Consider the following 19164-nt stretch of genomic DNA (forward strand, 5'->3'; position numbering starts at 1 on the left):
GGTTCCGGTCGCGGCCAGCCGAACCGGGTGTGGTGTGTGCGTACTCATCGCGGCGTCCGGTGACGCCCCTCAGACCTCGAACTCGATCGGGTACTCCGTGAAGTTCTCGTAGCCGTCCTCGGTGACGACGACGATGTCCTCGATCCGGACGCCGCCCACGTCCGGGTCGTAGAGCCCGGGCTCGACGGTGATCACGTGGCCGGGCTCCAGCTCTTCCCCGCCGCTCGCGAGCCGCGGCGCCTCGTGGACGTCGAGCCCGACCCCGTGGCCGGTGGAGTGGATGAACCCCGTCTCGGTCTCGGGGTCGGTCCGAAACGTCGGCTCGCCGGCGTCCTCGTACACCTCACACGCCGCCGCGTGCACGTCTCCGCCGGTCGCGCCCGGCTCGACCGCGTCGAGCGCGGCGTCGAGCGCCCGCTCGGTGAGGTCGTACCACTCGCGGAGCGTCTCGCCCGGCTCGCCGACGCAGAACGTTCGGGTCATGTCGGCGTTGTACTTGGTCGCCTTCGACCGCGGGAAGATGTCCACGATGATCGCCTCGTGCGCTCGGAGCGGCCCCGACCCGCGGTCGTGGGGGTCCGCGGCCTGCGCGCCGCCGGCGACGATCGTCTGGTCGAGCGCGCACCCGTGCCGTAGCAGCGTCACCTCGATCTCCTCGGTCACCCGCTCGCTGGTGAGCGGCTCGCCCTCGTGGAGAAGCACCCCGGCCTCCGCGTCGTCACCCGCGCCGGCCACGTCGGCGCCGGCGATCAGGGCCTCGGCCGCCCGCATCGCCGCCTCGTTGGCGCGCTGGGCCTCGCGGATCGCGTCGACCTCCTCGTCGGTCTTGACCGCCCGGACCTCCCGAAGTCGGTCGTCGGCGTCGACGGCGACCTCGATCCCGCGCTCGCGGAGGGCGTCCGCGGTGCCGACCGGGCCGCGCGGCGGCATCGAGACGGACTCCACCCCCTTGTCGCGGACGAACCGGGCGTACATGTCGTTGCGGGCCTCGCGACCGCCGTACTCGTAGTCGTAGTCGGCGTGGCGCTCGACCGTGTCGGCGGCCACCTCCTTGCGAGCGCGACCGTACTCCAGTCCGTCGACGAGAACGTGGATCTCTCCGTCGGCGTACAGCGTGAGGAAGGGGTCGGGACCGGTGAACCCGGAGAGGTACAGCTGGTTGGCGTCGTCCTGTGAGGCGTCGATCAGGTAGCCGTCCGTCTCGAGGTCGGCGAGCCGGTCGGCGAGCCGCGCGCGGTTCATACGTCACCTGCTCGGGCGACCCCCAAATCCGTTGTCCTCGCGGCACTCCCCTCGGCGGTCGCGGCGGCGATCAAGACGGTGGTCGAGGCGGGATTCGAGCCGGCGCTCGCTCCGAGAAATAGTTAAATAGGGGCTGTCGCCGATCGCCGATCGGATCCGGTCGTCGTTAAGGTTGGCCGAAAAAAGGTCAATAATTGCCGAACAGCGCCTTCTGAACTCCTCTTTCGGTGCTTCTCCGATCTACAATGAGGCCGAGGATTTAAATATTTCCGGCACTTACTTGACGATGAGGAAAACCAACCGAGACGCGTCTCTCGGTCCCCTCGTTCCCTCCAGTTAATCTCACCAATGAGCGAAAACGTTCGAACGTATACGGCGGAGCACGCCGACGAGACCGAGACCGAGACCGAGTCGGCCGACGAGGAGCTGCGCTGCCCGGAGTGCGGCGGCCAGCTCGCGACCGACACGGAGCACGGCGAGACCGTCTGTGTCGACTGCGGCCTCGTCGTCGAGGAAGACGAGATCGACCGCGGGCCGGAGTGGCGCGCGTTCGACTCCAAGGAGAAGGACAACAAGTCGCGCGTGGGCGCCCCGACGACGAACATGATGCACGACAAGGGGCTCTCGACGAACATCGGCTGGCAGGACAAGGACGCCTACGGCAAGTCCCTGTCCAGCCGCCAGCGCGAGAAGATGCAGCGGCTCCGCACCTGGAACGAGCGGTTCCGCACCCGTGACTCGAAGGAGCGCAACCTGAAGCAGGCGCTCGGCGAGATCGACCGCATGGCCTCGGCGCTCGGCCTCCCGGACAACGTCCGCGAGACCGCCTCGGTCATCTACCGCCGCGCGCTCGACGAGGACCTCCTCCCCGGCCGCTCCATCGAGGGCGTCTCGACCGCGTCGCTGTACGCCGCGGCCCGACAGGCCGGAACGCCGCGAAGTCTCGACGAGATTTCGGCGGTCTCGCGCGTCGAGAAGGACGAGATCGCCCGCACGTACCGCTACGTCGTCCGCGAGCTCAAACTGGAGATCCAGCCCGCTGACCCCGAGAGCTACGTCCCCCGGTTCGCCTCCGACCTGGGGCTCTCCGACGAGGCGGAGCGCCGGGCGCGCTCCCTGCTCAACACGGCGAAGTCGCAGGGGATCCACTCGGGCAAATCGCCCGTGGGGCTCGCGGCCGCCGCCGTCTACGCCGCCTCCCTGCTCGTCAACGAGAAGGTGACGCAGAGCGAGGTCAGCGACATCGCGAACATCAGCGAGGTCACCATCCGGAACCGCTACCACGAGCTGTTGGAGGCCGAGGACGGCGTCGCGCTGGAGTAAGCCGGAGGGAGCGACCGGTCGACCGAAGGATTGGTCGGCCGAAGAACTGGCCGGTCGAACGACGCCCCCGGCGTCCGCCGCTTTTCCGAACGCCCAAACCGCCGCGGGCCGAGCCACCGGTATGGAGACCACTCGCCATTTCACGGCGACGACGTACGTCGTCAACGACGGCGCGACCGCCCTCCACGCGCACGAGCGGCTCGGGATCCGCCTCCCGCCGGGCGGGCACGTCGACCGCGACGAGCTCCCGCACGAGGCCGCGCTCCGGGAGGTCCGCGAGGAGACGGGGCTTGAGGCGGAGCTCGTCGCGACCGAGTCGTCGATCGAGGGGCCGAACACGCGCGGGCTCCCCGAGCCCGCCCACCTCATGCTCCACGACATCAACGTCCACGAGGACGGTTCCGTCGGCCACCAGCACGTCGACCACCTCTACTACGCCCGAGTCGACTCGCGCGCGATCGCGCCGAACGGCGGCGACGAGGTCGATCCCGAGAACTGGCGCTGGTACACTCCGACGGAGTTGGCCGAGAGCGACCTCCAACGCGACGTGATCGAACTCGGCCGCGAGGCGATCGCCGCGGTCGACGGAGCGTAGCCGAGCGCCGGAGTCGCCTCGGGTTACCCCCGGACCGCCCGGCGGGCACCGTCAGACGGCCGTCTCACGCTCCGGAAGGTATTTGGGTCGTTGCAGGCGACGTAAACGCAAGAATGGACGCAGAGCGCAGAGCGGAGATAACCGGGTGGGACGCCCGGGAGTTCTCGGACGGCTTCGAGGGTCTCAGGCGTCTCGTCGACCGGGGGTTCTCCGGCGCGGTGACGAACGGCGCGGGGTGGCTGTTCGTGTTCGAGGGCCGCGTCGTCGGCACCGCCGACGCCGACCTCGACGCGTTCGCGGACGCCTCGGGAACGATTTATAAAGCACCCGACGAGGCTCTCCCGGTCCTGTTCGCCATGCAGGAGCGGGGTGGAGAGCCGCGAGCGCAGTACTACACGAACGACACGCCGCTCTCGGAGGCCGACCGAAAGCTCTCGCAGGGCGGATTCACCGGCTACGTCGAACTGTCGGAGAACGTGCTCTCGGGCGACTACTACGTCACCTACACCGCGGGCGAGTCGATGGCCGCGGCGTACGTCGGCAACTCGCGCCGGCTCGAAACCGGCGAGGACGCCTTCGAGCTGGCCGACGACGAGGTCGGGATCTACACCGTCTACGAGGTCGACCTCGACGTACAGGAGATCCCCGAACCCAGTACCTCCGGTGGCGCGGGCGCCGTGGCCGCGGAGCCGACCGCCGACGCGGAGACAGCCGCCGATGAGGACAACGGCGACGACCACGCCGAACGCGGGGCCGATGGGGATCGCACCGGCGAGGGCCGCCCCGACGAGGACCGCATCAGCGGGGATCGAACCGACGAGGGCCGCACCAGCGAGGATCGAACCGACGAGGGCCGAACCGCCGGCGACGCGACACCCGGCAGTGAGGCCGATGAGGAGCCCTCCGACGAACGGACCGTTGACGAGCGGACTGCCGGCGGGACGGCTTCCGACGAGAGAGCCGCCGGTGGGCCGACCGCCGACGGCGAGACGACCGCTGACGGCGAGACGACCGCTGGCCGCGAGGCGGAGCCGACATCCCGCGGATCCACGAAGCGATCCGACGAAGCGCCGCCGTCGGCACAGAGGCGGGCGAACGAGACGAACGGGACCGGCGGTGGCGCGGACGCGGTCGAGCGGCCGGCGGCCGAGAGCGGAAACGGGGGCTCCTCCGGTACGGAGGCGCCGAGTAGCGGTCCTGCTGCGACCGACGCACCCGATTCTGCGGGATCTCCCCCGACCGACGACGTGTTCTCCGAGGAGGAGCAGTGGCGCGAACAGAAGTCGATCCCCGCGCTCGACCCGTCCGAAGCGAGCGATCCGCCGGGTGGTCGAGGCCGAAGCGGGCCCGACCCGAACGGAAGCGGACGGACCCAGAGCGAGCCTGACGACCGGCGTCGATCCGGGGCAAGCGACCGAAGCAGGGGCGCCGGCGCCGCCGCTGACGACGATCGGTCTCCAGAGCCGCGCTCCACCGATCGGGACCGATCGAATCGCTCGGCCGTCTCGCAGCGCGCTTCGAACGCGGGCGCAGGCGAGCGCGGCTCGCCCGACGAGCGGCTCGAACAGCTCCGCGACGAGCTCGAAGCCGCCGAGAAGAAGCAGGCGTCGCTGGCGGCGGAACGCGACAGACTCGCCACCGACCGCGACGAGATCGCCGCCGAGCGGGACGAGCTCGCGAGCGAGGTCGATCGGCTGGAGTCGGAGCTGTCGACGGTTCGCGAGGAGCGCGACCGGCTGGAGTCGGAGCTGTCGACGGTCCGCGACCGGCTTCCCGAGAGCGACCGGACGCTCTCCCCGGCGGAGGCGCGGAGCGGAACGAACCTCTTCGTCAGGTACGAGTCGAAGGGCGGCGCGACGCTCGAAGACGCCCACGACGGGGCGGTCGACCGCGACGCGCTCCGCGAGAACCTGCGGATCGAACACCACACCAGCTTCGAGACGGACGGGCTCGCTGTCGACGGTCGCCCGTACGAAGCGTTCCTGGAGGACACCATCGAGTACGGCTTCACCCGGTGGCTCGTCGAGGACCTCCCCTTCGAGGTGAGCAGCACCGGCAACCAGAGCGTGCTCCGCGACCTCTACGACGCCATCCCGGAGGTCGACCGCGCGGAGATCGGCGGCTCCGTGTCGATCGCGATCAGAGAGGGCGGGGAGGAGACGCGCGAGCAGCGCTCGTTCGACCTGGTGTTGCGCGACCGGATGGGGAACCCGCTGTTCGTCGCCGACCTCAACGACAGCCGCGACCCGACCGCCGAGGGGACGTTGGAGTCGCTGGTCGAGAACGGCCGCGACATCGCCGGATCGAACGAGCAGTTCGCCGCGGCGTTCGCGGTGACGGAGAGCTTCTTCGAGCCGGGCGCGCTCGAGACCGCGAGCGACGCGGTCGGCGGCGGGCTGTTCAGCCGCTCGAAGCGCGCGAGCTTCGTGAAACTCTCCCGCAAGCGCGGGTACCACCTCTGTCTGGTCGAGGCGCGCGACGGCGGCTTCCACATGACGGTCCCGGACCTGTAGCTGACGGGGCGGATGACACACTCGACCGACGTGCGATCGAAACGCGCCCGAACAAACCTCAAGCGGGCGTCAAACGCGACCTAAACGCTGTTTTGGCTGCCGTCACAACGCGGTTCGTCGCCGCCTTGTGTGCGGTCGAATCGGTTCAGTTCTCGAGCTCTGCGGCGTCGTCGATCCGCATGGAGCCGAGCTTGTCGACAGTCTCGTCGAGCTTCTCGTCGAGCTCGTCGACGAACTCGTGGGTCCGCTCGGTCGTGATCGCTCCCTGGCTGGACGGCTCGATGAGGTTCTCCTCCTCGAGCACGCGCAGCGAGTAGCGGACCTTGTGATGGGGGTATCCCGTCTCGTTCGACATCTTCACGATGCCGATCGGCTCGTTTTCGATGACCATCCGCAGGACTTGGAGGTGGCGTTCCAGCATGTCTACCTCCTTCTCTAGTCGATCTATCATGGCACATGTTAACTCGTCATGCCCCTGTTTAAAAGTTGCTGTCGGAGGGCGCCCGAAATCGCTCGACTCGACGCTTTGACGTGGGAGTAGTTAACGCGTTCGATCGCGCGGCTCGGTCGCCGTCGGCTTCGCTACCGCCCACTATCGGGAGGGTACCTACACGAACGACGATAGCGACACGCACACGCCGCGGATCTAATGCACGTTCGTGATGTGTTCTCGGCGTTGGACCGTAATCGGTTTTACCTCCCGCCCAGAATCACCGGGTCGTATGACACTCACCATCGTCGGCTCTCAGCTGGGAGACGAGGGCAAGGGCGCGCTCGTCGACCGGTGGGGAGGGGACGCGGACGTTGTAGTCCGTTATCAGGGCGGCGACAACGCCGGCCACACCGTCGTCGAAGGCGGCGTCGAGTACAAGCTGTCGCTCGTCCCGAGCGGCGCGGTTCGGGGCACGACCGGTATCCTCGGCAACGGATGCGTCGTCAACCCGAAGACGCTGTTCACCGAGATCGACGACCTTCGAGAGCGCGGGCTCGACCCGGACGTGCGGGTCGCCCGTCGGGCGCACGTGATCCTCCCGTACCACCGCGTGCTGGACGGGATCGAAGAGGAGGTCAAGGCGGACGACGATGCCGGCGACGCGGTCGGCACGACCGGTCGCGGCATCGGTCCGACCTACGAGGATAAGGCCGGTCGCCGGGGGATCCGGATCGCGGACCTGCTCGATCCCGACGTGCTCCGCGAGAAGCTCGAATACGCGGTCCCGCAGAAGCGCGCGCTCGTCGAGGAGGTGTACGGTCTCGACCTCGACGACGACCGGGCCGAGGCGTTCGACGTCGACGCGCTCCACGAGGAGTTCGCCGCGATCGGCGAGCGGCTCGCCGACGAGGGGATGACCGTCAACTGCTCCGACTACCTCCACCGCCGCCACGAGGCGGGCGACGAGATCCTCTTCGAGGGCGCGCAGGGCACCCACATCGACATCGACCACGGCAACTACCCGTTCGTCACCTCCTCGAACCCGACCGCCGGCGCCGCGTCGGTCGGCTCCGGGCTCGGCGTCACCACGGTGGGCGACGGCGAAGTCGTCGGCATCGTGAAGGCGTACCTCTCGCGGGTCGGCGAGGGGCCGCTCCCGACCGAACTCGACGGCGACGCCGACGAAGAGGCGCTCGCCGACGACATCCGCGAGAAGGGTGGCGAGTTCGGGACGGTCACCGGTCGCCCGCGCCGGATCGGCTGGCTCGACCTCCCCATGCTCCGGCACGCCGCGCGCGTCTCCGGCTTCACGGGCGTCGCGGTCAACCACGTCGACGTGCTCGCCGGGTTAGACGAGCTGAAGGTGTGTACGGGGTACGAACTCAACGGGAACGAACTCGACACCGTCCCCACCACGACCGACCGGTGGGAGCGGTGCGAGCCCGTTTACGAGACGCTCGACACGTGGGAGCCGTTCGACTCGGCCGCGGTCGCCGAGAACGGATACGACGCGCTCCCCGAGGCGGCCCGCGAGTACCTTGAGTTCGTCGCCGACGAGATCGACACCCCGATCTACGCGGTCGGCGTCGGTCCCGACCGCGAGGAGACGGTCGAGCTGACGAACCCGTTCGACGAGTAGAACGTTCGCGCGGCTACGGTGCGGACTTCGTGCGGCTATTCCTGCGGATCGATCTCGTTCAGTGCGGCCATATCCTCGTCGGTCAGCGACAGGTCCGCGGCCGCGAGGTTCGATTCGAGATGGTCGACGCTCGACGTGCCCGGGATCGGGAGCGTCACGTCGGAGTGGTCGAGCAGCCACGCGAGGGCGACCTGCCGGGTCGTCGCGTCGCGGCGGTCGGCGACCTCACCGAGCGCGTCGGGGGTCTCGTCGTCGACCGCGTACATCGGCCCCCACGGGATGAACCCCACGTCGTTGCGCTCGCAGGCCCGCAACACGTCCTCGTCGTCGCGGTGGCCGACGTTGTACCGGTTCTGGACGGTGGCGACGTCGACGATCTCGGTGGCGGTCTCTAACTGCTCGACGGTGACGTTCGAGAGCCCGACGTGAGCGATCTGCCCGGCGTCTTTCATCTCCGCGAACGCGTGGACCGACTCCTCGAAGTCGGTGTCCGGGTCGGGGCGGTGGTACTGGTACAGGTCGATCGTGTCGGTCCCGAGTCGGTCGAGGCTACACAGCACCTGATTCTTCAGGAAGTCGGGGTCGCCGTGGGGGAGCCAGTCGCCCTCGCGGTTGCGAAGCAGGCCGGCCTTCGAGGCGACGACGGCGTCGTCCGGGTCACCGAGCGCCTCGCCGATCAGGCGCTCCGAGACGCCCGGCCCGTAGGAGTCGGCGGTGTCAATGAAGTCGACACCGAGTTCGACGGCGCGCTGGAGAACCTTTTCGGCCTCGTCCTCGTCGTCGGGTCGTCCGATGATGTCCTCGCCCGTGATCCGCATCGCGCCGAAGCCGAGGCGGTTGACGGTCAGATCGCCGCCGATGTCGAACGTGCCGCTCCGGCCGGTGGTGTCTGAAGCCATGGTCGAACGTTCGCGTGCCACGCGGAAAGCCGTGGGGATGGCGGAAGGGCGTGCTTCGAAGGTCGCGTTCCGATGTCGTACCGAGTCGCCTGTCTTGCGTGCGTCGCTACTCATAAACCGCCCCCGCGTGATCGTGAGGTATGGACGCCGAGCGCGAGGTACTCGACGTGTTGGCGCGGAACGCCCGCGAGGACATCGACGACATCGCGGCCCAGACGGGCCTTGACGCGGACGCGGTAGCGGACGCGATCGACGAGCTGGAGGCGAACAACGTTGTCCACGGCTATCAGGCCGTCGTCGATTGGGACCGCGTCGACGAGGGGAAGATCCGGGCGATCGTGGAGATCAACGTCGAGCTCGACCGCGAGACCGGCTACGAGCAGGTCGCCGACCGGATCGCGAAGTTCCCCGCGGTCGACGCCCTCCACCTCGTCTCCGGCGACTACGACTTCGCCGTGGAGGTGCTCGGCGAGACGATGCAGGACGTCTCGCGGTTCATCTCCGAGCAGGTCGCGCCCATGCCCGAGGTCACCCAGACGGTGACTCACTACATCATGGAGACCTACAAGGACGGCGGGATCCGGTTCGAAGACGGCGACGACGACGACCGCCTCTCCGTCTCCCCATGAGGCTGTCCGACCGAGCCCGCGACCTCCCCGAGTCGGGGATCCGGAAGTTCTTCGAACTCGCGGAGGCGCGGGACGACGTGATCTCGCTGGGGGTCGGCGAGCCCGACTTCTCGGCGCCGTGGGCCGCCCGGACCGCCGCGATCGATTCGCTCGAACGCGGGAAGACCTCCTACACCTCGAACCGCGGGATGGCCGAGCTCCGCGAGCGAATCGCGGCCCATCACGAGCGGTACGACCAGACGTACGACCCGGCCGAGGAGGTGCTCGTCACGACCGGCGCGAGCGAGGCGGTCGATCTGGCCTTCCGCGCGCTCGTCGACCCGGGCGACACGGTCGCGGTCCACGAGCCGACGTACATCTCCTACGGCCCGGGGATCGAGCTCGCCGGCGGCGAGCAGTTGACGGTCCCGACTCACCCGGAGGACGACTTCGCGCTCACGCGAGCCGCGCTGGAGGAGGCGGGCGCCGCGGAGGCCGACCTGCTCGTCTGCTGTTACCCGAACAACCCGACGGGCGCGACGATGACCGAGGAGGAGTACGCCGAGGTCGCCGCGTTCTGCCGCGACAACGACCTCCGCGTGATCGCCGACGAAATCTACTCCGCGCTCACCTACGGCGCCGACCACGCTTCGATCGCGACCCAGCCGGGGATGCGCGAGCGGACGGTGGTCGTCAACGGGTTCTCGAAGGCGTACGCGATGACCGGTCTTCGACTGGGGTACGCGCTGGGCCCCACGGACGCGATCGACGCGATGAACCGGATCCACCAGTACACGATGCTGTCGGCGCCGACGACGCCGCAGTACGCGGCGATCGAGGCGCTCGATCGCTGCGACGACGAGGTGGCCGAGATGGTCGACGAGTACAACCGCCGGCGTCGGCTGGTCGTCTCTCGGTTCAACGAGATGGGCCTCGACACCTTCGAGCCGGGCGGCGCGTTCTACGCGTTCCCCGACTGCGGCGGCGACGACGAAGTCTTCGCCGAGGAGCTGCTGGAGGCGCAGGGCGTCGCGGTCGTCCCCGGCTCCGTCTTCGGCGAGGGCGGCGAGGGCCATCTCCGGGTGTCGTACGCGACCTCGATGCGCGAACTGAAGGAGGCGACCGACCGGATCGCGACGTTCGTCGAGAACCGCTGAGGCGCCGTTCGCCGACACGTAAACGGACAACTCTTTGCCAATTGTCTTTCGTTCGCTAACGATTATCACGCATTATCCTGATACTTCGTGTATGGAGTTCCAGCTAACGGACGAGCAGAAGCACCTACGAGACGAGGTTCGCCGGTTCGCGGACGAGGAGATCCGACCGGTCGCGACCGAGTACGACGTGAACGAGGAGTACCCACACGAGGTGATGGAGAAGGCGGCCGACATGGGGCTGCTCGCGCCGCACGTGCCGGTCGAGTACGGCGGAGTCGGCTACTCCTCGCTGGAGAACGCGATCCTCACCGAAGAGCTGTTCGCCGCCGATCCCGGGATCGGCCTCTGCGTCTCCAGTGCCGGCTTCGGCGCCGAGGCGCTGATGGAGTTCGGCACCGAGGACCAGAAGGAGCGCGTCCTCCCCGAGGTGACCGCCGGGGACGCGGTGATGGGTTCGGCCATCTCGGAGCCGCAGGCCGGCTCCGACGTGACGTCGGTCGCCACCCGCGCCGAGAAGGACGGCGACGAGTGGGTGATCAACGGCTCGAAGATGTGGATCACGAACGGCACCGTCGCCGACTACTTCGTCGTCGTCTGCGAGACCGACCCGGAGATCGACGACCGCTACTCCGGCTACTCGCAGATCCTCGTCGAGGGCGACCGCGACGGGCTCACTCGCGACAAGATCACCGGAAAGCTCGGGATCCGCGCGAGCGACACCGCCGAGCTGCGGTTCGACGACGTCAGGGTGCCGGAGGAGAACCTGATCGGCCAGCGCGGAATGGGCTTTCTCCAGCTCATGCAGTTCTTCGACGAGACCCGCACCGCGGTCGCCGCGCAAGGGGTCGGGATCGCCCGGGGCGCGGCCGAGCGCGCGCTGGAGTACGCCGAGGAGCGCGAGCAGTTCGACCGCCCGATCAGCGACTTCCAGGCGATCAAACACAAGCTCGCCGAGATGCACACGAACACCGAGGCGGCGCGCTGGCTCACCTACCGCTCGGCGTGGGCGGTCGACAACGAGTCGGGCGACCTGACCGCGCTCGCGTCGATGGCGAAGGAGTTCGCCTCCCGGACCGCCGTCGAGGTCGCCGACGAGGCGGTCCAGATCCACGGCGGCGCCGGCTTCGTCAACGATCACGATGTCGAGCGGCTCTACCGCGACGCGAAGATCACCCAGATCTACGAGGGGACCACGGAGATCCAGAAGAACATCATCGCCCGTGAGCTGCTGGGCGAGGGGGTGTGAACCCCGCTTCACGGGCACGTCTGATCGCCGATACCCCCGATCGGTGGCTAAAAAGTTTCGGCGACGAACAATGAGACATGAGCAACGCTAACGCGGCGGAGCGTCTGAAGCGTCAACGAGACGACCTGCGACTGTTGAATCAGGTGATGCGTCACGACATCAGGAACGACCTGCAGCTCGTGGAGGCGTACGCGGAGCTGCTCGACGACCACGTCGACGAGGAGGGCGAGGAGTACCTCTCGGTGATCAAAGAGAGCGCACGCAACGCCGTCGGGCTGACGACGTCCGCGCGAGACCTCGCGCAGGTGATGCTCCGTGACGAGGCCGAGCCGACGAGCGTCTCGCTCAGTCGGGAGCTCTCCCAGCAGGTCGAGGAGGTACGGTCCGCCTACCCGGGAGCGGTCGTGACGGTCGAGGGGTCGTTCCCGGAGTGCGAGGTCGTCGGCGACGAGATGCTCGGGTCGGTGTTCCGAAACGTCCTCCGGAACGCGATCCAGCACAACGACGAGACCCCCGCGGAAGTGGTGGTGTCCGCCGTCGAACGCGACGGCGAGGTCGCGGTGCGCATCGCCGACAACGGTCCGGGGATCCCCGAAGACCACCGCGAGGAGGTGTTCGGAAAAGGCGAGAAGGGGCTCGACAGCCCGGGTGCGGGGATCGGGCTCTACCTCGTGCGATCGCTCGTCGACCTGTACGGCGGCGACGTGTGGATCGAGGACAACGAGCCGAAGGGCACCGTGTTCGTCATCACGCTCCCGGTGGCCGAGTGACGAGGAATCGCATCGCCCCGGCCGCGCCGGGAGCGCTCACTTCTCGTCGTACTCCATCGCGACCGAGTTGATACAGAACCGCTTGCCGGTGGGTTCGGGCCCGTCGTCGAACACGTGCCCGAGGTGCGAGTCGCAGTTCGCACACCGGACCTCGGTGCGGCGCATCCCGTGGCTGGTGTCGACCGTCGTCGTCACCGACTCCTCCTCGGCGGCGTAGAAGGCGGGCCAGCCGCAGCCGGACTCGTACTTCGTCTCGGCGTCGAAGAGGACCGTTCCGCAGGCGGCACAGCGGTACTCCCCGTCGTCGGGGTGGTGGTCGACGTACTCCCCGGAGAACTTCGCCTCCGTGCCGCTCTCGCGGAGCACGCGGTACTCCTCCTCGGAGAGCCGTTCGCGCCACTCCGCGTCGGTCAGGGCTTCCGGGTCGGCCTGCTCCCGATCGTCGGTTTCGCTCATGCCCTGCGTACGAGCCCCACGCTCAAGGCGGTTGCGGCGGTCGCGACGGCAGCCCCACGCCCCGCGCCCGCAAACCGTATTCGGATGGCCGCTCATCGGTGACCATGGCACGCGAGGTCACGCACGAGGAGGACGGACCGACGATACTCGACGAGTCCGACACCGGCGACGACGGGAAGATATACGTCTGCCGGTGCGGGCTCTCCGATTCGAAGCCGCTCTGTGACGGCTCGCACAATGCGACCGCGGACGAGGAGGACGGGGTCGTGTACAAGTACGACGGCGACGACCCGGACGGCGAGCGCCGCGCGATCGACGAGATCGTGTACGAGCGGGAGTAGCGTCTCGGATCGGCTCCGGCGAGGCCCTTACAACACGCCCATGTCGTTGAGCCGCTCGGGCAGATAGGTGTCGGTGACGAAGTCGAGCCCGCGGCTCGCGAGCGACTGCTGTTCGGACTTCTTCCCGATGTCGAGCTGGAGCTCGATCTGTTCCTCCCAGTAGTCGGTCTGGAACCGCGGGTCCTCGAGCTCCGATTCGAGGGCGTTCACGTCCGAGTCGGAGAGCGGGTCCGAAGGGAGATCGTACTCGACGATGTCCTCCGGTTGGATCCCGATGAACCGCGCCTCGGGCGTCGCGAGGTACTTCGAGAGGTGGGCGGACTTGATCGAGCCGTACGCGACGGAGCCGTAGATCCGGTAGGACCACGGGTCACCGTCGGTGAACACCACGACCGGGAGGTCGAGCTCGTCGCGGAAGCGCTTCGTCAGCCGGCGCGTGGCGCGGGCGGGCTGTCCGCCGAGGTGAACGACCAGCGCGTCGTGCTCCTCGTCGAACCCGTTCTCGACGAGCCGGTCGCGCATCCCGCCGGTCTCGACGCAGAGGACGAACTCGGCGTCGTTGTCGAGGAACTCGATGGTGTCCGGGTTGTTCGGGATCTGGTAGCCGCCCTGCCCCACGTCGAGCTGACAGTGGATCTCGCGTTCACCGCGGTTGGTCTGCTCGCGGAGGAGCAGCGGTCCCATCACCTTCGCGCCCGACTCCTCCGGGCGCATGTGGAAGTCCTCGCGGGTGACGCCGGTGACGATCTCCAAGTCCTCGACGAGGTCGTTCGACTCGTCCTGTGAGTTGAACTGCGCCTCGTCGTTGTTCCACGACTCGGAGAGGTAGTACAGCTCACGCAGCGTCGACGAGCGGTCGTCGTCGAGCTGGTTCGCGAGGAACTCGATCGTGTAGGCGGCCTTGAGCAGCTTGCGCGCGCCCCGGACCGAGTTGGCGCTGCGCGTCGAGGTGCGGTCGCCGTAGGTCCAGACGCCGCTCTCCTCGTCGTACTCGATGTTGCTCTTCGTCCGCGTCGGGAGCGTCATCTCCGGAATGTCGCCGGCGGCGAACTGGTCGTAGAAGTCCGCGGCCAGGTCGATCAGTTCGTCTCGTGCGTCGCTTTCTGTCGTCATTTACGCGTTCACCGTGAGTTTCTCCGTCTCCACGCCGCCGACGCTGACCTCGAAGTCGGGGTCACCGTCGACCGCGTACGTCAGTTCCCGCTCGTCGCCCGAGGGCACCTCGGGTTTCCACTGCACGAACCACTCGCCGTCCATGTCCACGACCGTCCCCTCCGAGAGGTCGGTCGGCTCCGCGGAGACGATGTCCGTGATCTCCACCTGCTCGTTCACGTCCGAGTGATTCTCGACGACGAGCGACACCGTCTCGCCGTTCACCTCGCGCTCGACGCTGACGTTGTTCATGATCCGCGCGAGCGCGCCGTCGATGTCGGGTCGCGGGCGCCCCGTGACCTCCGAGACCTTGTCGGCCATCTCCGGGAGGATCTTGCCGAGCACGTCCTGTTTCTCCCGGCGCTGCTGCATCGAGCGCCGCTTGTTGAGGTACGACTTCAGCTCGCGGGCCGCCTCGCGCACCGCCAGCTCGATCTCGTCTTCGATCGCGGGGACGTTCGCGAGCGCGTCCTTCGACTCGCTCGTGAACGGGACGTTCGTGGAGGCGACGTGGATGCTGATGACGGCCGGGCCGTTCGGGAGCCCCGACCCGCCGGGCTGGTCGAGCCCGTAGTTGCGCCACCCGATGTTCTTGATCACGTCGGTCGTGGCACAGGCGCCGCGCTGGTAGACGAGCGGGACCCGGTTCGCGAACCGGAGCAGCTCGACCGACCCCTCGGCCGGGATCTCGCCGCCGTAGGCGATGCCGGCCTCGACGATGAAGGGGTCGCCGCCGTGGACCTCGGCGTCGCGGGTCGCCGCCGCGTAGAAGTCGGCGTCGTACTCCTTGCGCAGCCCGGCCTCGACGAGCTCGGCCGTGATCGGCGCGAGGCAGTCGGTCGGCGGCGCGAGGATGTCTGTCGTCCGCATCGCCTCCAGCAGGTCGGCCGCGGCGTCGCGGCTCCCCGCGATCGCCGCCACCTTCGGCGGGTCGTCCGGGACCGTGCGCGCCCGCGACCAGAACGCCTCGACGACGTTCTCGCGGGCGGTCTCGCCGAAGGTCGCGTCGTGCTGCTCGGCGACGAACGAGGCCGCGTCCGCGACGAGGCGGTCGAGGTCGTCCGAGGTGATCCGGAAGGCGTCGCCGTCGAGGTTCCCGAACCGGCGCGCGAGCGCCTCGGCCATCGCCCGGACCGCGGCGTCGTCCTTCCGCGTCGACGTGGCGTCGTCGACGAGGGCGTACGCGTCGGCGACGAGCGGCGACTCGGTCGCGCGGTCGTTCTCGTCGTCGCTCGCCTCGCCGTCCGTCTCCTCGCCGTCTCCGGCTCCGGTGATCGCTCGCCACGCGGCGTTGACGGCGTTCTCGCGGACGGTCTCGCCGAACGTCTTGCCCGTGTCGTCCGCGACCGTGTCCGCGACGTTGTCGACGATCGCCGCGAGTTCGGACCGGGAGAGCCGGTCGTTGCTCGCCACCGTCTCGGCGACGCCCTCGGAGAAGGCGGTCGTCGCCTCCTCCCCCTTGTTCGCGACGGCGTCCGCGACGGCGTCCGCCACGTCGCGCTCGTCGTGGGCCCGCGGGGGCGACCACGCGAGTTCCCGGCCGTAGTACACGTCGCGGAAGTTGTCGATCACGTTGTCCGCGGTCTTCTTGCCGACCCGCGTGAACTCCCCTTGAAGGAACCCGGAGACCGAGTACGACTCGGTCGCCTCGAGCATCTTGATCAGCGCGCCCAGCTCCACGCCGTGGGGGTGCGGGCGGATCTCCTCCGTCTCCGCCGGCAGCTCGTCGGTCGCGCGCTCGAACTTCATCGGCTCGTCGAGCCCGGGCTCGCGCAGCTCGAGCCGCGCGTGCGGGTTGACGACCGCGGTGTGTTTCACGTAGTCGTGGAGCTGCTGGCGGGCGCGCATGTTCGCCTCCATCTCCAGTTCGATCCGCGTGCCGTGGGGGCGGTCCCACGTCGTCCCCTCGTCGGCCTTGATCTCCGGCTCGTTCGTGTCGGTGTCGATAATGAGCTCGAAGTACTGCGCCCGCGACTGCCCCTTCGGGCGCGAGGTGATCTTGGCGGGCTGGCCCGACGTGAGCTGGGAGTACAGCACCGCCGCCGAGATCCCGATCCCCTGCTGGCCGCGCGACTGCTCGCGCGCGTGGAACCGGCTGCCGTACAGGAGCTTCCCGAACACCTTCGGGAGCTGTTCTTTCGTGATGCCCGGCCCGTTGTCCTCGATGACGAGCCGGTAGTAGTCGCCCACCTCCTCGATCTCGATGTAGATGTCGGGGAGGACGCCGGCCTCCTCGGTCGCGTCGAGGGCGTTGTCGACCGCCTCCTTGACGGCGGTGACGAGCCCACGGGCGCCCGAGTCGAACCCGAGCATGTGTTTGTTCTTCTCGAAGAACTCGGCGATGGAGATCTCGCGCTGGCCCTCGGCCAGCTCCTCCGCGATCCCCTCCTCGTCGCCGATCGTCGACTGGAAGGACGTCATTCGGTGTCTGTCCCTATCCCCGATGCAGGTAAAAACGCACCGGCAGCGGGGCGAAAGTGAATTCCCGGTGGAGCGACCGTCTCGAAGTCGATCATGCAACTCGTTGAGACGGCCACCCCGCGATGGGGACCGGGCTCACACTGATTTCATACGTTCAGCAACCAAAAGAATCGGATATTTTCATATGAGTTGAATATAATGCCCCTCGTGTACCGTTAACAAGCAACACTCGCCGGAACCTCGATGACGAGGAGGAACGCACATGGATGACGACCATTCGACCCCGAGAGCGAACAGCGCGACTGATCGACCGCGGCGGCGGTTCCTCGAGACCGCGGCGGTGACGGTTTCGGCTCTCGCCGCCTCCGGGACGGCCGCCGCCGTCCCCGGCCGAGGCAAGGGAGGCGGCGGCGGAGCGGGGGGCGGCGGCTTCCCGCCGAGCGGGATCACGGCGTACGGCGACGAGGTCGACCTCGGAGCGGGGTCGGTGCGGACGTTCACCACCGAAACGCCGTCGGGGGTCCCGAAGTACCACGGCGTCGAGTTCGACCGGTCGGCCCTGGACGGACTCCCGGACGCCGACGAGCTCGCCGGCGCGCCCGACGAGTACCCGGATAAGTACGGTCCGACCGGCGAGGCGCTGACCGTTCACAGGAAGGCGTCGCTGGAGTTCTTCGTCCCCTTCCCCGACGCGTCGAACACCCCGTTCACGTTCCTCGGGCTGAACTGGAACCCGGAGGGACACCCCGGCGGCGCGGGCGCGTGGCTGACGCCGCACTTCGACATTCACTTTCACACGCTGGCGCCGGCGACGATCGACGCGATCGAGGGGCCGGCCCTCCCGCCGTACGACGAGGTCGTCGAACGGGACGAAAAGGGGCGCCCGACCGCGATCGAGACCGCGCTGGACCGATCGCAGATCCCGTCGGGGTACCAGCGCTCGCCGCCGGTCGCGGCAGGGGAACGGTACATCACCGACATGGGGGAGCACGCGGCGCCGGCCGACGCGCCCGAACTCCCGGACGGGCCGGGCGAACCGGGCGATCCGTCGGCGTTCTCGAACACGCTCATCCAGGGGTTCGTGGACGTCGGCGACGGGGACGATCCGCGGCTGGCGTTCGTCGAGCCGATGATCACCCGCGAGTTCTTCCGAAACCACTCCGGCACCGAACGGTACGACGTGCCACAGCCGGAGACGTACCCGTACGACGGCCCCCAGTACCACCCGACCGGCTACAGCGTCCGCGATGTCCCGAGCAGGGACGCGATCGTCGTCGCCGTGCAGGACTTCGACGCGGTCTGATCGCCGCCGCTGTCGCCGGCGCCGAACGTCTCCTCGGGCCCCCCGTTCAGCTCTCCCCGGCGACAGCTTTCTCCCCGTGACGCCCCTCCGTCCGACCATGTCAGGATGGACCACCGAAGCGATGCCGCGACTGGACGGGAACACGGTGGTCGTCACCGGCGCGAACAGCGGGCTCGGCTACGAGGGGACGCGCGCCTTCGCCGCGCAGGGCGCCACCGTGGTGATGGCGTGCCGGAGCGTCGAGCGCGCCGAGGCCGCGGCCGACGAGCTCCGCGCCGAGGCCGGCGGCGAGGTCGACGGCGACCTCGACGTGCGCGAGTGCGACCTCGCTTCGCTCGACTCGGTGGCGGAGTTCGCCGAGGGCCTGCGAGCGGAGTACGACGCGGTCGACGTCCTCTGTAACAACGCCGGCGTGATGGCGATCCCCCGAAGCGAGACCGATGACGGCTTCGAGACGCAGTTCGGCGTCAACCACCTCGGCCATTTCGCGCTCGCCGGACGGCTGTTCCCGCTGTTAACAGACGCCGAGGGTGTCGGCGGCGACGCGCGCGTCGTCACGCAGTCGTCGGGCGCGCACGAGAGCGGCGAGATAGACTTCTCGGACCTCAACTGGGAGGAGTCGTACGGCAAGTGGAAGGCGTACGGTCGGAGCAAGCTCGCGAACCTCCTGTTCGCCTACGAGCTCCAGCGCCGGATCGACGCCGCGACCCGGGAGGGCGACGCCGACCCCGGCGTCCGCAGCGTCGCCTGTCACCCGGGGTACGCCGACACCAACCTCCAGCTGCGCACCGCCGCGGAGAGCGGCAGCCGGCTCATGACGGTCGGGATGCGGCTGGCGAACGCGGTGCTCGGACAGGACGCCGCGACGGGCGCTCTCCCGATGCTGTACGCGGCCACCGCCGTCGACGTCGGCGGTGCCTACGTCGAGCCCGGCGGCCTCATGAACATGCGCGGGGCGCCGACGCTCGGCCGCTCCAACGACGCCTCCTACGACCGCGAGGACGCGCGCCGGCTCTGGGAGTACTCGACCGAGGCGACCGGCGTCGAGTATCCACTGTAACTGGCC

Annotated in this window: 17 protein-coding genes; 11 read left to right on the top strand and 6 right to left on the bottom strand. The window is 68.7% G+C overall.

The genetic code is table 11. The annotated features are described in order from the left end of the window. Positions 1-69 precede the first annotated feature (69 nt). Positions 70-1242, bottom strand: coding sequence for a M24 family metallopeptidase (locus ACT4MF_RS09535; protein WP_444682431.1), 1173 nt, complete (start codon positions 1240-1242; stop codon positions 70-72). A 348-nt stretch (positions 1243-1590) separates the two neighbouring features. On the opposite strand from ACT4MF_RS09535, the gene ACT4MF_RS09540 reads away from it, so the two are divergent. The 3 genes from ACT4MF_RS09540 (at position 1591) to ACT4MF_RS09550 (ending at position 5673) form a co-directional block, all read left to right on the top strand. Further along, positions 1591-2565 (top strand): transcription initiation factor IIB, encoded by a 975-nt coding sequence (locus tag ACT4MF_RS09540; protein ID WP_444682430.1) that lies wholly within the window; start codon positions 1591-1593, stop codon positions 2563-2565. Between the two features lie 121 nt (positions 2566-2686). Next, the gene (locus tag ACT4MF_RS09545; RefSeq protein WP_444682429.1) at positions 2687-3160 is read left to right on the top strand and encodes an NUDIX hydrolase; all 474 of its coding nucleotides are present in this window, start codon (positions 2687-2689) and stop codon (positions 3158-3160) included. 113 nt (positions 3161-3273) lie between these two features. Continuing rightward, positions 3274-5673 (top strand): DUF7527 domain-containing protein, encoded by a 2400-nt coding sequence (locus ACT4MF_RS09550; protein WP_444682428.1) that lies wholly within the window; start codon positions 3274-3276, stop codon positions 5671-5673. Positions 5674-5818: 145 nt separating this feature from the next. Here the strand turns inward: ACT4MF_RS09550 and ACT4MF_RS09555 are convergent, their stop codons facing one another. Beyond that, positions 5819-6124, bottom strand: a complete 306-nt coding sequence (locus tag ACT4MF_RS09555) for a hypothetical protein (RefSeq protein ID WP_004045854.1) — start codon at positions 6122-6124, stop codon at positions 5819-5821. A 271-nt stretch (positions 6125-6395) separates the two neighbouring features. Here ACT4MF_RS09555 and ACT4MF_RS09560 point away from each other — a divergent pair, with 271 nt between their 5' ends. Further along, complete coding sequence (locus ACT4MF_RS09560) at positions 6396-7745, top strand: adenylosuccinate synthase (protein WP_099254625.1); 1350 nt, start codon at positions 6396-6398, stop codon at positions 7743-7745. Positions 7746-7780: 35 nt separating this feature from the next. On the opposite strand, the gene ACT4MF_RS09565 is transcribed toward ACT4MF_RS09560, so the two are convergent. Further along, positions 7781-8644 carry an aldo/keto reductase gene (locus tag ACT4MF_RS09565; protein ID WP_444682427.1) on the bottom strand — a complete coding sequence of 288 codons (864 nt, stop codon included), beginning with the start codon at positions 8642-8644 and terminating at the stop codon, positions 7781-7783. 140 nt (positions 8645-8784) lie between these two features. Here ACT4MF_RS09565 and ACT4MF_RS09570 point away from each other — a divergent pair, with 140 nt between their 5' ends. From ACT4MF_RS09570 to ACT4MF_RS09585, 4 genes are all read left to right on the top strand, one after another. Further along, positions 8785-9273, top strand: coding sequence for an Lrp/AsnC family transcriptional regulator (locus ACT4MF_RS09570; protein WP_444682426.1), 489 nt, complete (start codon positions 8785-8787; stop codon positions 9271-9273). Then, the gene (locus tag ACT4MF_RS09575; protein ID WP_444682425.1) at positions 9270-10409 is read left to right on the top strand and encodes a pyridoxal phosphate-dependent aminotransferase; all 1140 of its coding nucleotides are present in this window, start codon (positions 9270-9272) and stop codon (positions 10407-10409) included. The genes ACT4MF_RS09570 and ACT4MF_RS09575 overlap by 4 nt, the downstream gene beginning before the upstream one ends. Positions 10410-10500: 91 nt before the next feature. Then, positions 10501-11655: an acyl-CoA dehydrogenase family protein gene (locus ACT4MF_RS09580; protein WP_099254629.1), complete on the top strand. Its 1155-nt coding sequence runs from the start codon at positions 10501-10503 to the stop codon at positions 11653-11655. Between the two features lie 77 nt (positions 11656-11732). Further along, positions 11733-12425, top strand: coding sequence for a sensor histidine kinase (locus ACT4MF_RS09585; protein ID WP_099254630.1), 693 nt, complete (start codon positions 11733-11735; stop codon positions 12423-12425). 36 nt (positions 12426-12461) lie between these two features. Here ACT4MF_RS09585 and msrB read toward each other — a convergent pair whose 3' ends face one another. Beyond that, complete coding sequence (msrB, locus tag ACT4MF_RS09590; RefSeq protein ID WP_444682424.1) at positions 12462-12881, bottom strand: peptide-methionine (R)-S-oxide reductase MsrB; 420 nt, start codon at positions 12879-12881, stop codon at positions 12462-12464. 104 nt (positions 12882-12985) lie between these two features. On the opposite strand from msrB, the gene ACT4MF_RS09595 reads away from it, so the two are divergent. Continuing rightward, positions 12986-13222, top strand: a complete 237-nt coding sequence (locus ACT4MF_RS09595; protein ID WP_444682423.1) for a CDGSH iron-sulfur domain-containing protein — start codon at positions 12986-12988, stop codon at positions 13220-13222. Between the two features lie 27 nt (positions 13223-13249). Here ACT4MF_RS09595 and ACT4MF_RS09600 read toward each other — a convergent pair whose 3' ends face one another. Then, positions 13250-14335 carry a DNA topoisomerase IV subunit A gene (locus tag ACT4MF_RS09600; protein WP_099254633.1) on the bottom strand — a complete coding sequence of 362 codons (1086 nt, stop codon included), beginning with the start codon at positions 14333-14335 and terminating at the stop codon, positions 13250-13252. Next, positions 14336-16795 (bottom strand): DNA topoisomerase VI subunit B, encoded by a 2460-nt coding sequence (locus ACT4MF_RS09605; protein WP_444682422.1) that lies wholly within the window; start codon positions 16793-16795, stop codon positions 14336-14338. Between the two features lie 262 nt (positions 16796-17057). Here ACT4MF_RS09605 and ACT4MF_RS09610 point away from each other — a divergent pair, with 262 nt between their 5' ends. Both ACT4MF_RS09610 and ACT4MF_RS09615 read left to right on the top strand, forming a co-directional pair. After that, on the top strand, positions 17058-18098 hold the full coding sequence (locus tag ACT4MF_RS09610; protein ID WP_444682421.1) for a hypothetical protein: 1041 nt from the start codon (positions 17058-17060) through the stop codon (positions 18096-18098). A 97-nt stretch (positions 18099-18195) separates the two neighbouring features. Continuing rightward, positions 18196-19158, top strand: coding sequence for an oxidoreductase (locus tag ACT4MF_RS09615; RefSeq protein WP_444682420.1), 963 nt, complete (start codon positions 18196-18198; stop codon positions 19156-19158). The last annotated feature ends 6 nt before the right edge of the window (positions 19159-19164 follow it).

Source organism: Halorubrum sp. FL23 (genome assembly GCF_052439115.2).
GTDB classification, from domain to species: domain Archaea; phylum Halobacteriota; class Halobacteria; order Halobacteriales; family Haloferacaceae; genus Halorubrum; species Halorubrum persicum.

Coding starts and splice junctions, on each gene's coding strand:
- ACT4MF_RS09610 (WP_444682421.1), top strand. CDS start 17,058: ATGGATGACGACCATTCGACCCCGAGAGCGAACAGCGCGACTGATCGA.
- ACT4MF_RS09535 (WP_444682431.1), bottom strand. CDS start 1,242: ATGAACCGCGCGCGGCTCGCCGACCGGCTCGCCGACCTCGAGACGGAC.
- ACT4MF_RS09605 (WP_444682422.1), bottom strand. CDS start 16,795: ATGACGTCCTTCCAGTCGACGATCGGCGACGAGGAGGGGATCGCGGAG.
- ACT4MF_RS09545 (WP_444682429.1), top strand. CDS start 2,687: ATGGAGACCACTCGCCATTTCACGGCGACGACGTACGTCGTCAACGAC.
- ACT4MF_RS09615 (WP_444682420.1), top strand. CDS start 18,196: ATGTCAGGATGGACCACCGAAGCGATGCCGCGACTGGACGGGAACACG.
- ACT4MF_RS09560 (WP_099254625.1), top strand. CDS start 6,396: ATGACACTCACCATCGTCGGCTCTCAGCTGGGAGACGAGGGCAAGGGC.
- ACT4MF_RS09575 (WP_444682425.1), top strand. CDS start 9,270: ATGAGGCTGTCCGACCGAGCCCGCGACCTCCCCGAGTCGGGGATCCGG.
- ACT4MF_RS09555 (WP_004045854.1), bottom strand. CDS start 6,124: ATGATAGATCGACTAGAGAAGGAGGTAGACATGCTGGAACGCCACCTC.
- ACT4MF_RS09540 (WP_444682430.1), top strand. CDS start 1,591: ATGAGCGAAAACGTTCGAACGTATACGGCGGAGCACGCCGACGAGACC.
- ACT4MF_RS09595 (WP_444682423.1), top strand. CDS start 12,986: ATGGCACGCGAGGTCACGCACGAGGAGGACGGACCGACGATACTCGAC.
- ACT4MF_RS09570 (WP_444682426.1), top strand. CDS start 8,785: ATGGACGCCGAGCGCGAGGTACTCGACGTGTTGGCGCGGAACGCCCGC.
- ACT4MF_RS09550 (WP_444682428.1), top strand. CDS start 3,274: ATGGACGCAGAGCGCAGAGCGGAGATAACCGGGTGGGACGCCCGGGAG.
- ACT4MF_RS09565 (WP_444682427.1), bottom strand. CDS start 8,644: ATGGCTTCAGACACCACCGGCCGGAGCGGCACGTTCGACATCGGCGGC.
- ACT4MF_RS09600 (WP_099254633.1), bottom strand. CDS start 14,335: ATGACGACAGAAAGCGACGCACGAGACGAACTGATCGACCTGGCCGCG.
- ACT4MF_RS09585 (WP_099254630.1), top strand. CDS start 11,733: ATGAGCAACGCTAACGCGGCGGAGCGTCTGAAGCGTCAACGAGACGAC.
- ACT4MF_RS09580 (WP_099254629.1), top strand. CDS start 10,501: ATGGAGTTCCAGCTAACGGACGAGCAGAAGCACCTACGAGACGAGGTT.
- msrB (WP_444682424.1), bottom strand. CDS start 12,881: ATGAGCGAAACCGACGATCGGGAGCAGGCCGACCCGGAAGCCCTGACC.